Source organism: Vibrio sp. M260112 (assembly GCF_036533775.1).
GTDB lineage: Bacteria > Pseudomonadota > Gammaproteobacteria > Enterobacterales > Vibrionaceae > Vibrio.
This window is the reverse complement of sequence record NZ_JATABH010000022.1, coordinates 33,439-50,013: the sequence shown is the minus strand read 5'-3', so window position 1 is coordinate 50,013 and position 16,575 is coordinate 33,439. Positions and strand designations below refer to the sequence as shown.

General features: G+C 45.0%; 12 protein-coding genes and 1 riboswitch. Of the genes, 7 read left to right on the top strand and 5 right to left on the bottom strand.

What is annotated here, in order from left to right; translation table 11 throughout:
- Positions 1-7: 7 nt before the first annotated feature.
- Positions 8-1,360, bottom strand: a complete 1,353-nt coding sequence (lysC, locus tag QTN95_RS11425) for a lysine-sensitive aspartokinase 3 (protein WP_331417565.1) — start codon at positions 1,358-1,360, stop codon at positions 8-10.
- Between the two features lie 113 nt (positions 1,361-1,473).
- Positions 1,474-1,651: riboswitch (Lysine riboswitch) on the bottom strand.
- A gap of 225 nt (positions 1,652-1,876) precedes the next feature.
- Between lysC and QTN95_RS11420 the strand changes: the two genes are divergently transcribed.
- Complete coding sequence (locus tag QTN95_RS11420; RefSeq protein ID WP_331417564.1) at positions 1,877-2,998, top strand: pyridoxal-phosphate-dependent aminotransferase family protein; 1,122 nt, start codon at positions 1,877-1,879, stop codon at positions 2,996-2,998.
- Between the two features lie 38 nt (positions 2,999-3,036).
- On the opposite strand, the gene QTN95_RS11415 is transcribed toward QTN95_RS11420, so the two are convergent.
- The 4 genes from QTN95_RS11415 to QTN95_RS11400 form a co-directional block, all read right to left on the bottom strand.
- Positions 3,037-4,812: a PglL family O-oligosaccharyltransferase gene (locus QTN95_RS11415; protein ID WP_331417563.1), complete on the bottom strand. Its 1,776-nt coding sequence runs from the start codon at positions 4,810-4,812 to the stop codon at positions 3,037-3,039.
- A gap of 69 nt (positions 4,813-4,881) precedes the next feature.
- Positions 4,882-7,704 carry an excinuclease ABC subunit UvrA gene (gene uvrA, locus QTN95_RS11410; RefSeq protein WP_331417562.1) on the bottom strand — a complete coding sequence of 941 codons (2,823 nt, stop codon included), beginning with the start codon at positions 7,702-7,704 and terminating at the stop codon, positions 4,882-4,884.
- A 135-nt stretch (positions 7,705-7,839) separates the two neighbouring features.
- Complete coding sequence (gene galU / locus QTN95_RS11405; RefSeq protein ID WP_138973843.1) at positions 7,840-8,715, bottom strand: UTP--glucose-1-phosphate uridylyltransferase GalU; 876 nt, start codon at positions 8,713-8,715, stop codon at positions 7,840-7,842.
- Positions 8,716-8,831: 116 nt separating this feature from the next.
- Positions 8,832-9,485, bottom strand: a complete 654-nt coding sequence (locus QTN95_RS11400; protein WP_331417561.1) for a response regulator transcription factor — start codon at positions 9,483-9,485, stop codon at positions 8,832-8,834.
- Between the two features lie 282 nt (positions 9,486-9,767).
- On the opposite strand from QTN95_RS11400, the gene QTN95_RS11395 reads away from it, so the two are divergent.
- The 6 genes from QTN95_RS11395 (at position 9,768) to mshL (ending at position 16,570) form a co-directional block, all read left to right on the top strand.
- The gene (locus QTN95_RS11395; RefSeq protein ID WP_269377940.1) at positions 9,768-10,301 is read left to right on the top strand and encodes a single-stranded DNA-binding protein; all 534 of its coding nucleotides are present in this window, start codon (positions 9,768-9,770) and stop codon (positions 10,299-10,301) included.
- Between the two features lie 170 nt (positions 10,302-10,471).
- A complete protein-coding gene (gene csrD / locus QTN95_RS11390) occupies positions 10,472-12,481 on the top strand; it encodes an RNase E specificity factor CsrD (protein ID WP_331417560.1) in 2,010 nt (669 codons plus the stop codon).
- 6 nt (positions 12,482-12,487) lie between these two features.
- Entirely contained in the window at positions 12,488-13,924 is a 1,437-nt protein-coding gene (locus tag QTN95_RS11385) for an MSHA biogenesis protein MshI (protein WP_331417559.1), read from the top strand.
- Positions 13,924-14,574 (top strand): type II secretion system protein GspM, encoded by a 651-nt coding sequence (gspM, locus tag QTN95_RS11380; RefSeq protein ID WP_331417558.1) that lies wholly within the window; start codon positions 13,924-13,926, stop codon positions 14,572-14,574. The genes QTN95_RS11385 and gspM overlap by 1 nt, the downstream gene beginning before the upstream one ends.
- Positions 14,567-14,896 carry an MSHA biogenesis protein MshK gene (locus QTN95_RS11375; RefSeq protein ID WP_138973837.1) on the top strand — a complete coding sequence of 110 codons (330 nt, stop codon included), beginning with the start codon at positions 14,567-14,569 and terminating at the stop codon, positions 14,894-14,896. The genes gspM and QTN95_RS11375 overlap by 8 nt, the downstream gene beginning before the upstream one ends.
- A 15-nt stretch (positions 14,897-14,911) precedes the next feature.
- Positions 14,912-16,570, top strand: coding sequence for a pilus (MSHA type) biogenesis protein MshL (gene mshL / locus QTN95_RS11370; protein ID WP_331417557.1), 1,659 nt, complete (start codon positions 14,912-14,914; stop codon positions 16,568-16,570).
- Positions 16,571-16,575: the final 5 nt, after the last annotated feature.

Sequence of the window (16,575 nt, the reverse complement as noted above, 5' to 3'; positions counted from 1 at the left end):
TTTCTCGCTACTTTTCAAACAACTCCGCATGCAGTTTTTGAATGGCGAGACGTGATACGGATTCATTGACCAAGAAACATAAATTGTGCGGGCTTGCGCCGTAACAAATCATTCGTAAGTTCAAGTCCTCCAAAGTACCAAATACCTGCTTCGCGTAACCTTTACTTTCACTCATGTTATTACCGATCAGAGCGACGACACTGAGATTATGCTCAACCTCTACACTACAAAGCTCTTCCAGTTCAACACGCGCTGATTCGGGTAATTGTGGTGCGCCACCCGATGTTCCTGTTTGATCAAGAGTTAGAGAAACACTGATCTCTGATGTCGTGATGAGATCGACGGATACCTTATGCTTCGCCAGTATTTCGAATACTTTCGCCAAAAAACCGTACGCGTGGAACATTTGGGCACTGCGTAGCGTGACCATGGTTTGGTTGTTGCGCAAAGCCAATGCACGGAATAGTGGTGAGCTTTCGACTTGATGACGTATCCAAGTGCCGCCCTTCTCTGGCTCTTTCGATGAACCGACGAAAACAGGGATATCGTGGCGCAAAGCGGGTACCAGTGTTGATGGGTGCAGGATCTTGGCACCAAAGTTCGCCATCTCTGAAGCTTCACTAAAGCTGATCTCTGGGATTGGCGATGCTTTTGGCGCGATTCGTGGATCAGTGGTGTAAATTCCTGGAACGTCTGTCCAGATTTCCAGTCCTGACGCCTCTACGGCCTCGGCAATCAATGCTGCACTGTAGTCACTGCCACCTCGGCCTAATGTCGTGGTGTTACCTTCGTCATCGGAACCGATAAAGCCTTGTGTGATCACAACAAAATCTTGGCATAGCGGAACGAGTAACTGTTTCGCTAAGGCGCTGATTTGTTCCAATACCGGCTCTGCTTTTCCAAAATGGCTGTCTGTACGAAGAACATCACGAATATCAAAACGAACCGCATTGATGCCGCGCTCTTTCATTAGTTGAGTGAGCAGATGTGTTGACATCAGCTCACCACAAGCCACGAGGTGGTCGGTAAGTTTGTGGCTAGGTTGAATCGATGCCGCTTCAGCCAAGCTAGTAATCGTATCGAGGATTGAATAAACCTCAGTCGCAGTCTGAGTTGCATCTTCTAGTTGGCTTATAATGGCGTCGTGAATTTCAGCGAGTTCAACAAGAACTTGATTGCGTCGAGTTTGGTCTTGAACGCCGTTGGCAAGTTCAACTAATAGGTTAGTCACACCAGAACATGCGCTGCTTACAACGAGTTTGGTGTTTGGATTGTTTTCGATAATTGCAGCACAGCGGCTCATCGCCTCAAAGTTAGCGACACTTGTCCCACCAAATTTAGCTACATTAAAACTGCTCACAGCATTTCTCCCAAGGCTTCCTGAAATAAAAAATTTTGGTAGCTATACCAACATCCAATGTTTTGCTTTGATGAAGAGATTCGAGCGAAAGAGAGGTCTATATTTGAATGATTTACCTCAGAAGCTCATCATCAGACAGGGCTGATGACAGTTGCAGGGATTCAACCCTAACAACCGATAGATTCAAACCGACAATTTGAATCCATCTCGGCACTGCTCCCCCTCAAAGCGTTGTTTTGGAGTTGTGGCTCCACAACACATCTACCTGGGCAGTGCTCCTCTTCTGCAAAATAATTTGCTATGTGGCATAAATATCCACCACATGATCTGCATTGAACGTGTTTCTGTGAGTTATGTCAATGACTATCTGTAACTTTATGGCATTTATAATTTAACAAACTTGTGACACTGGTTTGACCTCACGACTTTGGGCTAATTGTCGCAGAGCCAGAATTGGATTAAGGTGGTTTGATGAGTAAAGATAGAACGAAAAATATAATTCAAAAGGAGCTGCCAATGACGATTCAAAGTTTTATTCCTCCCCACCGTATTCTTATGGGGCCAGGCCCTTCAGATATCTCACCACAAGTTTTACAAGCCTTGAGTCGTCCAACCGTTGGGCATTTAGATCCATTGTTTGTCGCGATGATGGACGAGCTTAAATCACTACTTAAATATGCGTTTCAGACGGAAAATGAGTTTACCATTGCCGTTTCTGCTCCGGGCAGTGCGGGAATGGAAGCCTGTTTTGTCAACTTAATCGAAGCTGGCGAGAAAGTGATTGTTTGTCGAAATGGTGTGTTTGGCGAACGTATGCGTGAAAACGTTATTCGTGCTGGTGGTGTAGCCGAAGTTGTCGATGATGAATGGGGCGCGCCTGTTTCTATCGATAAAGTCGAGCAGGCATTGAAAGCAAACCCTGATGCTAAGGTGCTTGCGTTTGTTCATGCTGAAACTTCCACAGGAGCATGCAGTGATGCAGAAGCTTTAGGTAAGCTCGCTAAGCAATATGGCGTGCTAACTATTGTTGATGCCGTGACTTCCCTTGGTGGCGTGCCACTTAAAGTGGATGAATGGCAGCTTGATGCCGTGTATTCGGGAAGTCAGAAGTGTCTCTCATGTGTACCTGGATTGTCTCCCGTGACTTTTTCACCGGCTGCTATTGAGAAGATTCAGTCACGCACGACGCCAGTGCAAAGTTGGTTCCTTGATCAAAGCTTAGTGTTGGGCTATTGGAGCGGAGAAGGTAAACGCAGTTACCATCATACAGCGCCAGTAAATAGCTTATATGCACTTCATGAAGCATTGCTGATCCTGAAAAATGAAGGGTTGGAATCAGCATGGGCTCGTCACCGTGCTATGCACGAAAAGTTGAAACAAGGCTTGGAAAAACTTGGTTTCGAATTTGTCGTCGAGGAAAGCTCTCGCCTTCCTCAGCTCAACGCAATCTATGTTCCTCAAGGCATTGATGAAGCAAAAGTTCGTACCCACCTTCTAGACACCTATAATTTAGAGATTGGTGCAGGTCTGGGCGCTTTGGCTGGTAAAGCGTGGCGCATTGGTTTGATGGGCTATGGGGCTCGTGCTGAGAATGTAGCTCTGTGTTTACGAGCACTTGAAGAGGCTCTTACTCAGTAACAGCCATCTTTATTTTAGGCGACCTCGGGTCGCCTTTTTTATTGCGGCTGGTTTGTTCGGTCTGCTTTTAGTGCATCTATGTCTGGTGGAATATAGTGAACTTCGGAGAAATTTATGTCAGGGAACAAAAACTGAGCTTCGCTACGAATTTGCTCTGCTTTGATCGTTTCCCCTAAGCCCAAATATGCCAAGATCAGGTTGTTGTAAAAAGCAGGTCTAGGTTTATCTCGAATGATTTTCAGTGACCAGTCAACATAAGCTTGAATGAGTTCATCTTGCTGCGTCATCAAACCAATATTGAGAAACGTGCTGTAGATGTCCCAGTTATACCTGTCTTGCCACACCACTGGGTTAGACACCTGATTAAGAATATCAGGGTTCTTTGGTTGAGAACGCTCAAAACCAGTAAGGACATAATTGGTATGAAGAGTTGTGGTTAAGTAAAACCCAGACACGATGGGCATGACTAAACTTAAAACACGCAGCGTGCTTTGGGAGATGATACTCAACGAAGCTTGTCGATAATGACATGCGCGTTGATCAACCCAGTAGAGCAGAATGATGAATGCGATCCAGTGAATCGCCGAGTGATAAAAAGGGTATTCCAGCTGGCTGTGCAACACGATGGGCACGAATAGGGCAAACATAGCTAAACGAGTCCCTTTCTTTGCCTGATATAGGCGTGCCAGAACGAAGAGAGCAGCAAGAAGAATCGCAAGTAGCGGCAATAAGCCCCCCTCCACCCCCCAATACAAGAGTTCGTTATGTGGGTGAACCATTGAAGCTAACCCCGGTTTATAACTGAGATTGAGTTGATGCTGGCGGGCGGTGTAAACAAGATACTCAGGCTCGAATCGACCGTAGCCATAGCCAGTAAATGGCTTTTCAATCAGCATGTCCATAGCTTGTGGAAAGGTATATTGTCTTGGGCTTTGCAGATGCATTTTTTCAAGAGCAATTGGCTTTTGTTCTGATGGGATCGTCAAACAACTAAATCCTAGGCCTACCCCCAATAAAATGGATACAGTCCAACCTATAAATCGCTTTTTAGTTGCAAAGCGATAAACATAAGGAAGAACCAGCAGCGTTGATAAAAGCGCGGCTAGCCACCCTGTTCGTGAACCGAGCACGATAAGCAGCGGCACGCAAAGTAGCGGCATGAGATAGAGTAACGTTACTTCGCTAATGTGGCGTTGGTATTTGGTTGGCTGGCGAGTGAGTAAATAGCCAGAAAGAGCTAAGCCTGTAGCAAGGAAGCTCGCCATCACATTGGGTTGCTGAAAAATCCCATATGGACGATTTATTTCAGTGTCATAGCCGAAAATATTGCCCGGTTGTAGCAGAAAAAATTGAGCCCAACCGAATAGGGATTCAATAAAAACAGCAATCGTAATAAACCAGAGTAAACGTTGTTTCTGCTTATTACTGAATCGAAACTGTTGCAGGACAAAAAAGAGTAAGAAACCAGCCCAAAGCCCCGCTAACCTAATGGCGACGAGAGCGGGCTTAGACCCTGCATAAAAGATGGGCACAGTCATCATTACACAGCAAATAAATAATCCAATAGTGAGCTTGTTGTATCTTAGGTAGCCCGTAGTGCCTAATTGGTATAAACCGATAGCGAGTGAAACACTGATTGCCAGCCAAGTTGTTGCGTTGAAGGACAAGGCGAGGCCTGAACCACCAGGATTCGGCATATAAAAATGCATAGCTACGAGAAATACAAATCCTAGTGATACTAGGAAAGGCTTGATTAATGGGAGTTTAGGTGTCTTGATCTCAAGTTCTGTCCCTGTTACGTGTACCGTCGCCATAAATCATAACACCTCAAATAATAGACCAGTGATGCAAGGTCACTGGTCTATCAATCTCACAATTAGTGATTATTTTAACATAGGTTTTAGGAATCTAGCAGTATGAGAGCCTTCGATAAGTGCCACATCTTCTGGTGTCCCTGTCGCGATAATTTCACCACCCCCTTGACCACCTTCAGGACCGAGGTCGACAATCCAGTCGGCGGTCTTGATGACATCTAGGTTGTGTTCGATGACAACCACAGTATTGCCATGGTCACGTAAACGGTGCAATACATTCAGCAGCTGCTGAATATCATGGAAATGAAGGCCTGTCGTTGGCTCATCGAGAATGTAGAGCGTTTTCCCGGTATCTCGCTTCGAGAGTTCACGCGCCAGTTTGACTCGCTGAGCTTCGCCACCAGATAAAGTCGTGGCAGCTTGCCCTAAACGGATGTAGGAGAGTCCCACATCCATCAAGGTTTGCAGCTTACGGGCGATAACAGGAACAGGGTCGAAGAACTGGCGAGCATCCTCAACCGTCATCTCTAGCGCTTCATCAATGGTTTTTCCTTTATAGCGCACTTCTAATGTTTCTCGGTTATAACGTTTCCCTTTGCACACATCACATGGAACATAGACATCTGGAAGGAAGTGCATTTCAACTTTAATTACCCCATCTCCCTGACAGGCTTCGCAGCGACCTCCTCGCACGTTAAAGCTGAAGCGTCCTGGTTTATAACCACGAGCACGTGATTCCTGAGTACCAGCGAATAGCTCACGTATTGGCGTAAAAATCCCAGTGTAAGTCGCTGGATTTGAACGAGGAGTTCGTCCGATAGGGCTTTGGTCAATATCAATCACCTTATCAAAATGCTCTAACCCTTTTATTTTTTTGTATGGAGCAGGGGTTGCAGTCGTAGCTCCATTGAGTTGCGTATGAGCAATTTTAAAGAAGGTGTCGTTAATCAGGGTAGATTTACCTGACCCCGAAACCCCAGTGATACAGCTAAATAGACCCACCGGAATTTCTAGAGAAACGTCTTTCAGATTGTTACCCGATGCACCAATCAACTCGACAACTTTTTTCGGGTCTCTTGGGGTACGAGTTTGAGGTAGCGCAATCTGTTTTGCGCCACTAAGGTATTGACCTGTTAAAGAGTCTGGGTTGGCAAGAATTTGCTCCATGGTACCTTCTGCCACCACGTTACCACCATGAACGCCAGCCCCTGGACCTATGTCTATGACGTGGTCAGCCATGCGGATAGCATCTTCGTCATGCTCGACAACTAATACGGTATTTCCTAGGTCACGCAAATGTGTGAGCGTTTTAAGCAGGCGTTCATTATCTCGCTGATGTAGACCAATTGAAGGTTCATCAAGAACATACATGACACCCACAAGCCCAGCGCCAATTTGGCTAGCGAGTCGAATACGCTGTGCTTCTCCCCCAGAAAGCGTTTCCGCACTGCGGGATAAGTTGAGGTAATTCAGTCCGACATTCACAAGGAATTGCAGACGGTCGTTAATCTCTTTCATTACCTTATCGGCAATTTGTGCTCTTTGTCCGGACAGGGTTAGACCTGCGAAGAACTCCAATGCTTCAGCGATACTTAACTCAACGATTTCAGGAAGGGTGGTATCACCAATAAAGACATTGCGAGCTTCCAGTCTTAGGCGGCTGCCATCACAACTTGAACATGTTTTTGTCGAAATGTATTTCGCCAGATCTTCACGGACTGCATTCGATTCAGTATCACGATAGCGACGTTCAAGGGTATTGAGAATGCCCTCAAACGGATGACGTTTCACGCGAATATCACCACGATCATTGATGTACTTAAATTCGACTTCAGTTCGACCTGAGCCAGTTAAAATAATGTCCCGGGTCTTTTTTGGCAGAGAATTAAATGGTGCGTGCAGATCGAACCCATAGTGATCTGCAAGTGATGAAAGCATCTGGAAGTAATAGTAGTTTTTCTGATCCCAACCACGAATAGCGCCCTGAGCCAAACTTAGTGAATCATCAACAATGACTCGAGCTGGGTCGAAATATTGCTGTACACCTAAACCATCACAGGTACCACACGCACCAGCTGGGTTATTGAATGAGAACAAGCGTGGTTCAAGCTCTTGCATGCTATAGCCACAATGTGGGCAGGCAAAGTTAGCCGAAAAGACAATTTCCTCACCGTCTCCATCCATTGAAGTAACCACTGCAATGCCGCCAGAGAGTTCAAGGGTAGTTTCGAACGATTCAGCCAGTCGTTGCTGAAGATCATCACGGACTTTAAAGCGGTCTACGACGACTTCAATGGTGTGTTTTTTATGCAGCTCAAGGGTCGGAGGATCGGAAAGATCACAGGTTTCTCCATCGATACGAGCTCTGATAAAACCTTGTGCCGCCAAATTCTCCAGCGTCTTGACGTGTTCACCTTTACGCTCTTTGACGATAGGAGCGAGTAGCATCATTTTTGAGCCAGTAGGAAGTTCTAAAACCTTGTCCACCATCTGAGAGACGGTCTGTGCCGTTAGAGGCGTTTTATGCTCTGGGCAGCGAGGTTCACCTACTCGCGCGTAAAGGAGTCTGAGGTAATCATAGACTTCCGTAATCGTACCTACGGTAGAGCGAGGGTTATGTGACGTTGATTTTTGCTCAATCGATATCGCAGGTGATAGCCCTTCGATGTGGTCGACATCGGGCTTTTCCATTAGGGATAAGAACTGACGAGCGTATGCAGAGAGTGACTCGACATATCGACGTTGACCTTCGGCATAGAGTGTATCGAAAGCTAAAGATGACTTACCGGAACCAGATAGACCAGTAATCACAATCAACTTGTCACGTGGAATCGTTAGGTTAATGTTTTTTAGGTTATGGGTGCGGGCACCACGGATTTCAATCTGATCCATCTTGATTACTCTATGCAAAAACAAGTCGGCTAAGTATTACATAGAGTGAGAAATGTGCAAAGAAAAATACTGGATAAAAAAACAGTAACAAAAAGGCAGCTACCGATAGCTGCCTTAATCTTTGTAACAGACGGGTTATACGTCTTCTTTGGTGGTGTGTTGCTTACCAAGCTCAGATTTTTTTGTGTCTTTCAGATAAAGATTCTCAAAACAGTAATTTGTTGCTTCGATGTAACCCTCAACGCTTCCGCAATCGAATCGTTGACCTTTGAATTTGTATGCCAGAACACAACCTGCTTTTGCCTGTTTAAGTAACGCATCGGTGATTTGAATCTCACCACCTTTGCCTGGTTCGGTATTTTCAATCAGCTCAAAAATATCTGGCGTAAGAATATAACGGCCAATGATGGCTAAATTACTTGGCGCTGTTCCTGGCTCAGGTTTTTCAACCATGTCATCAACTCTGAAGATGTCGTCTTTGATCATTTCACCGGAAATCACACCATACTTGTGAGTTTCGCTTTCTGGCACTTCCTGAACGGCAACGATTGAACAGCGGAACTGCTTGAATAGGGCGACCATTTGCGCGAGAACACCTTCTTGTTCATTGACACACAGGTCATCGGCGAGTACGACGGCAAAGGGTTCGTCACCAACCAGCTCTTTACCAGTAAGGATGGCATGGCCAAGGCCTTTCATCTCACGTTGACGAATGTAAGTAAAGTTGGCGGTCTCAATAATGTCACGGATATCGATCAATAAATCTTCTTTATTGGTACCGCTGATCTGATGCTCTAGCTCATAGTTTTTATCAAAGTGATCCATAATAGAGTGTTTGCCACGTCCAGTGACGATGCACATCCCGTTCATACCTGCTTGAATCGCTTCTTCGACGCCATATTCAATCAGTGGTTTATTGACCACTGGCATCATTTCTTTTGGCATTGATTTCGTCGCTGGTAGAAAGCGTGTACCGTAACCGGCGGCCGGAAAAAGGCACTTTTTGATCATGATTAAACCTTTCAATTTTTTTACTGAATTCCTGACTGGCGCAACAATACCATGCTTTAACTAAATAGATAATGAATACGCCAGTATTCGTATTGAATTCGTTTTAACTATGTGACTCAGTAGTTGGGATTCATATGTTGTCTAGCCCACGATGCAGCCTGAGCACGATTTTTCACACACAATTTTTTGAAGATCTTTTGCAGATGAGACTTTACGGTAAATTCACTAATAAACATATCTTCAGCAATTTGTATGTTAGACGCTCCAGAGATCAGGCAGCGTAAAATTTGCAGTTCACGAATCGTGAGATCAACCGTTGCGGGTGCGGTCTGACTGTCGACGACACTGCGATAGTAATAGAGCAGTTGTGCAGATACTTTGCTTGGCAAGCAATTCTCGCCATTGATAATATCTTTGCAGCGTTTGGCGATGTACTCAATAGAATCCTGTTGATAGAAGAGGCCTTTAAGGTGACCAAAAGCAAGAACTTCATCGGTTGAAAGCGGATGTGTCACATTGAAAATGATCGTTTCAAATGACTTATCAGCCAGTGGAAGATCGCGAATCTGGCTTTTGAGCCTAGTATAAGCGTAGTGATCAATTAATAAAATTCGGTGTTTGTGCCGTTGAAGTGCGATGAGCAGATCATTAGGTTGCATTCGAGGTATGGTCAGTTCTAACTGTTGCTCAAGCTTATCAATAAATGGATTAGTGGCAGTGACGTCTTCAGATAAAAAGTGAATGGTTCTGGTGTATATTTTTTTGTTCATTTTTTTAAATCCTGTGTATTTGCATTAGTGCACACATAGAGTGCTGCAACGAAACCATCAGTGCGAATCGAGGTGTGCAGTTTGCGTTAAAATTCATGACAAAAAGTAATTCATGAATTACTCAGGAGAAGGGGAGCTGAAGAGGGGTCTAAAAATAGACTTAGAGTTGTTTGACTTAGAGCTACGACGATACATTGTCAGTCGAGGAATTTGTCCCGAGCGTAAAGCGTGTTATCCTATTGCGCTATTTATCTATCATTACCAATTTAGACGGAGCGAAACATGGCTAGCCGTGGAGTTAACAAAGTTATTTTAGTAGGTAATCTGGGTTCAGACCCAGAAATACGTTACATGCCTAGCGGCGGTGCAGTAGCAAATATCACTATCGCAACGTCTGAATCGTGGCGTGATAAGGCGACTGGCGAACAGCGTGAGAAAACGGAATGGCACCGTGTTTCGTTATTTGGCAAACTTGCGGAAGTGGCGGGTGAGTATCTTCGTAAAGGTTCTCAAGTTTATGTTGAAGGTCAACTTCAGACGCGTAAATGGCAAGATCAAAATGGTCAAGACCGTTACACAACTGAAATCGTTGTTCAGGGCTACAATGGCGTAATGCAAATGCTTGGTGGTCGTGCTCAAGGTGGTGCTCCTGCGCAAGGTATGGGTCAATCACAGCCACAACAAGGTGGTTGGGGACAACCACAGCAACCTGCAATGCAACAACAGCCTGCATATCAGCAACAGTCACAGCCACAACAAGCTCAGCCTCAATACAATGAGCCACCAATGGATTTTGATGACGACATCCCATTCTAAGTGCTTGTTATTGAAAAAAAGCCGCGCAAGTCGCGGCTTTTTTATATAGTAAATAATATCACATACGAAATCCCCCTAGTTGCTGGGTAAGGAATGCTAGCTAAGTGACTGTTTATCTATTAGCATCCTGAAAATTTGAATCATACGTTGAGAAAAGGAATTCTTTATCCATGAGGTACACGCCTACCTTAAAATTGAGTACTCGACTTGTTGCCTTTGTGACTGTCATTGTCACGAGTGCGATGTTTATTCTATTTCTTGGTGGGACACTGTCGTTTAAACAACTGGGTCAAGAATATCTAGAGCACTCATTGAAAGGCATTGTTGAAGTTGTCGATAAAGAGATGGAAGACCCAGATGCGGCCTATTCTCTCCAGCGATGGATGCCAAAAATGCTTCAAGCCTCGAACATTGTCGAGATGGAGTTGCACTCGTCTTACGGTGTGATTTATCGATTCAAAGACACAACCTCTAAAATAGACGCCTCTCTGCTATATCACACTCAATACACCTTGGAGCGCAATGACGGCTATAGCATTCGTTTTAAAGCGGTCCCACCGTATATTGGTTATGGATACTCAATGCAAGCGCTGTGGTCGATTACCTTAGCTGTTGCACTGATCGTCTTCTGTCTGCATCGTGGTCTTAAGTGGCTTAAGGATCAACTGCATGGCTCTGAACTGCTTGAAGAGCGTGGCCGAATGATATTAGCGGGTCGAGTAGAGGAGTATGCGCAAGGCGATGTCAAAGAGTGGCCTTATACTGCTAGTGAAGCACTCGATCGACTTATAGAAGAACTTCAAGATGCGCGTCAGGAGCGAAGTCGTTTTGATACCTTTATCCGCTCGCAGACCTTCTTGGATCAGTTAACGGGGGCGGCCAATCGAGTGCTATTCGATAGCAAATTGGAAGCGGCTTTGTCTGAACATGGATCCCATGGTGGCGTGTTGATCATTCGGGTAGATGACTGGGAAGTGATTCAAGTTGAGCAAAGTAAGCAGGTGGCGAACGACTTTCTCATTGAAGTGGGTGAAGGACTGAATAATGTGATACAGAGATATCCAGATGTGATCCTCTCTCGTTATTACAGCTCGGATTTTGCTATTTTTGCGCCTAATTTGTCGACTAAAGAAGTGTCAAATATGGCTGGCCATTGTTTAAAACAGTTAGCCAAACTTGATCCTCCTTCTCCTCTTGAAACCGATAATTGGGTGCATATTGGTGTCAGTATGTACCGTGAGGCAGAGAGTCAAGGGCGAATTATTGATGAAGCTGAAACTGCGTTAAAAAGTGCACAATTGCAAGGCATCAATACTTGGAGTCGTTTTCAAAAACACATTGAAGCAGACGAAGAACGAGGCAGTGTCCGTTGGCGAACTTTGTTTGATGTGGTGCTAAAGCCTGAGAACCTGTACATATTCTCCCAGCCTTGCTATCTCCTGAACCAGCAGCAAGATAAGAAAGTTGACCATTATGAGCTGTTTGCACGCATTAATGACCCAGATAAGGGAGTGATTAAGGCGTCGCGATTTAATTCAGCGATAGAATCAGTGGGCTACGAAGCTCGACTTGATACGGCGACAATCACGACAATTAGGCGCTACCTCGCTCAGTCAAACGATTCAGCAACTTACGCCATCAATTTGCATGTTGTTCCATTTGCCGACCGAAGTTACTTCAAGTGGTTCAGAGATGAACTCCTGCAATTGCCGTCGGAGCAAAGAGCGAGGCTAATATTTGAATTTGCTGAAGCCCGTTTGGTTAAGCATCTGGATTACATGCGTCCAGTGAGCAAGATGATTGCCGGTTTAGGGTGCCAAGTGGCAGTAGGGCAAGCTGGCCGTTCAATCGTCAGTACCCATTACCTTAAAGAGCTACCTGTCAGTTATTTGAAGCTCCATCGAAGTTTAATTAAAAAGATCGAACAACGGCATGAAAACCAGTTGTTTGTCCGCAGTCTAATGGGGGCGTGTGATGGACTTAAAACTCAGGTAATCGCCGTTGGTGTCGATAATAAGCAAGAACATAAAACGATTTTAGATTTGGGCGTGCACGGTATACAGGGTCGCTACTTATGTGCTGAGAAACAGATGCTGCCACTTGCAGCTAGCAGCATGAATGTCAGTCCATCTTCGAACAAAGTACAAGCTGGTCGGCGCAATCGCTGGAGAAGAACATAGAGCAGAATGAACATTCAATCACTGATTAGCAAATTTAAGCGCAGTAAAGAAACGGCAAAGCGTCTGAGCGTTGTTGTTCAGCCGAGTGCACTCTATTTTTCATCATTGCCTGGTGTAGAGTTAGCATTGTCGGTTCCTTATCAGGGCTCTACGTGGCATGAAACATTATTGGATGCTTTGCGAGATGCGAATGTGTCTGAGGTTGTGCTTGATGTCGTGCTCGACTCCAACCTGTACCAAACCTACCAGATAGAAAAGCCAAGTGTTCCAGAAAACGAACTTGCTGGGGCTTTGCCATTCTTACTCAAAGATCTTGTTAGCGAACGAGTGACCGATATTGTGGCAGACGCTGTGGCTCTGCCTAACAGCAATAAACTGCAAGTCTATGTATTTTCGCGCAGTGCAGTAGTCAACTTATATCACGGTCTCAAATCACTCAACATAGAGTTGTCGAGAATTATGGTTGAGGACGAAGTCTGGGGGCATGCGAGTGAGAATAAAAACTTCTTATTACTTCAACGCAGCAGGCAAAGTCAGTTCAGAGTTAGTGCATTTGTGGAGTCGCAATGTGCATTCCAACGTACAATACGAGGCATTGCCTCACCATTGACGGGCGTTGCAAGTAGTATCTTACAGCTAGATGGTATCGCACTAGAGTTGCAACGTTCGATTGATTACCTTTCGTCACAGTTACGCAGTGTTTCTCTGCACCAAATGTACATCTGTTGTGATGATGAAGAGCAGCAGCAAATCGTTGACGCTTTAAACGACACGCTTAGTGTCAAAGTCTCGCAGCTGTCGGAGTTGGGACAGCAATCCGGAGAAATTCTGGTTGGAATTGTTCAAAATTTACAAAATGCACAGATCAACCTGTTCCCTGAAGAGTTCAAAACGAAGCAAGACTATTTCACCCTACGCAATGTTGCGCTCATCTGGGGAGTGTTAAGTGCCTTTCTTTTGCTCAGCAGTGCCGCATTGGTGTACCAGAAAACTCAGTTAACTCAAGAACTGCAATTATATCGGTCACAAGTCGCAGAGTTTGAAAAACAAACCGCGGTGTTGAACCAACGCCTTAGTCAGCATAAACCGACCCCTGCCAAAGTTGCTGCGGTAGCAAGGTTAAAGCTAGAAATAGAAGCGAAACGAAACTCTCTCAAAGCGGTCAGCGAGTTTGATGAAACTCAGCAAGTTGGTTATTCCGGTGTGATGCGTTCTTTGGCGGCTTTAGGTCGCAACGATATCTCGTTGAGTGAGATCTCCATTGATGCCGTCACGCTTGATTTGGTTGGTTTAGCCAGAAATCCGCAAGCGATCCCTAATTGGGTCAATCAATTCAAATCTGAGTTAGACCTCGTAGGAAGGACGTTTGAGAAACTCAAAATAGGTCGCAATGAACAAGGCATTATCACGTTTGAACTAAAGACGACTCAGGAGAGCGAATAATGCAGCAGTATTGGCAACAGTGGCAAGACAAGTTTGCTCAGTTAAGTCAGCGGGAGAAATGGCTGGTCGCTCTATGTGGCGTCGTGGCGTTTGGACTAGGAATATATGTTGTATTGGTTGAGCCGATCTTAAAAAACAATCAAGCGGTGATGAAACAGATCACTGCTACTAAGCTCGATGCACAACGTTTAGAGGCCGACATATTATTAATGACGGCTAAACTTAAAAAGGATCCAGACCAAGAACTCAATCTGGAGTTCAAGCGTTTGATGTCTGAAAGTCAGAGTTTATCTGAGCAACTTGCAGAGATCGTTGAGAATCTGATTTCACCGAGCGAGATGGCGCTACTGCTAGAAGATGTCTTATCAGAGACAAAAGGCTTAAAGCTGGTCGCGCTCGAATCAATGCAAGCTGAGCCAATAGTAAGTAATGAACAATCAGAAACCCTGTCCAGTTACTACTTACATCCAGTCAGACTCGAAGTGACGGGGAACTATTTTGCCATCGTTGAGTATTTAGATACGCTAGAGAACTTACCGATGAAATACTACTGGCGAAGCTTTCGATACACGGTTGAAGCGTATCCTGAAGCCCGTTTAGTGCTTGAAGTGTATACCCTAGGTTCCAGACAGGAGTTTATTGGTGGATAGAAAGTGGCTGTTTGCAGTATTCATGCTTATTTCAACGACTGTTTGGTCAGCACAAGATCCGACAGCACCTCTGGGTTGGGAAGCTCAACGGCCTGCGGGTGAGAAACCGAAGCAAAAGGTGCGACCACCCCTACCGGAGCTTCAAGCTATCGTCTGTTCTGGTGAGCAAGATTGTTTAGCGACTCTTGCTGGTCAGGTAAGGGGGATGGGGGAAAAAATTAATGGCTACCGAATTAATCAAGTCCAGTCAGATGCTGTCATTTTGTCTCGCGGTGAACAGCAATGGAAATTAGAACTCTTTTCTATGGAAATTAAACAGTAAGGTCAGTGGAAACATATGCGTAAACTCGCTATCGCAATTACGATTACATCTATATTGGCTGGTTGCTCCATGGGACATCGCGATCCGATAGAAGCGAAAGGCACTCTCAATCAAGCGATCAATGAGCAAAATAGCCGCAGCCTTGAAACTCTGCCGCCTTCTGTTGAGGCTGACTTGATGCCGGAACTTGCCAATGACGACATAACAGAAAGCAAAACCATAAAACGTTTTCGAATCAAGGCCAATGGCGTCGAAGCAAAAGCTTTTTTTACCAGCTTGGTTAAAGGAACGGAATTTAGCGCCGCTATCCACCCCAAAGTGACAGGTTCTATCACAGTTAATCTGAGTGATGTTTCTCTTGATGAGGTGCTATCGGTAGTTCAAGACATGTATGGCTACGAAGTGACTAAGTCAGGTAACGTAATTCAGGTTTATCCTGCGGGGTTACGAACGGTGACTATTCCGGTTGATTACTTACAGTTCAAGCGTTCTGGTCGTTCACTTACCTCGATTTCAACCGGTACGATCACGAATACCGATAACAGTTCGTCGAACAACTCATCCAATTCTAATTCAAACTCGAACTCATCTAGCAGTAACTCGACTAACTCGACTCGAGGTGGGACGGAGATTGAAACGACTAACGAAAGTGATTTTTGGCCTCAGTTAGAAAGTGCGGTTTCACAACTTATTGGTTCTGGCAATGGACAAGGTGTTGTGGTGAGCCCTCAGGCGAGTGTGATTACCGTCAGAGCTTATCCTGATGAGATTAGAGAAATTCGCAACTTCTTAATGGTCTCCCAGCAACGTATGCACCGACAAGTTATTTTGGAAGCAAAGATTTTGGAAGTGACCTTGAGTGATGGCTATCAACAAGGGATAAACTGGTCGAAAGCCTTTACATCAAACGGGACGAATTACACTTTAGGTAAGGGCTCTACGGTCAAAGACTCGAATGGTTTGCCTTTGCCTTTTCCTTTGCCCGGCTTAGATACGATAGGCACCTTGTTAGGCGGTCAGTCTAATTTGGTTATTTCGAGCGGTAGTTTTGAAGCCGTATTGAGCTTTATGGCAACGCAAGGTGATCTGAATGTTCTTTCAAGCCCTCGGGTGACGGCCTCCAACAACCAGAAAGCGGTTATCAAGGTAGGCACGGACAGTTATTTTGTCACTGATTTCTCAGCAAATACGGATTCGAACAGTTCGACATCGAATACCACAACAGACATAGAGCTAACCCCTTTCTTCTCCGGTATTTCGTTAGATGTCACTCCGCAGATTGATGACCAAGGTAATGTGTTATTGCACGTTCATCCTGCTGTTATTGATGTGACTCAAGAGCAGAAAGAAATTGATTACGGTTCGAGACGACTAACATTGCCATTAGCAACAAGCTCGATTCGAGAATCGGATTCGGTGATTCGTGCTCAAGATGGCGATGTCGTAGTGATTGGTGGCTTAATGAAGTCGAACACGGTTGAGCAAGTGTCAAAAGTGCCATTTTTAGGTGATGTACCCGCATTAGGGCATCTGTTCCGCAATACGACTCAACTGACGCAAAAAACCGAATTGGTGATTCTTTTGAAACCATCAGTTGTTGGTATCAACACTTGGCAAAAAGAGCTGGAACGTTCTAGAGATTTGCTGCAAGAGTGGTTCCCTGACGGGCAGTAGTATAT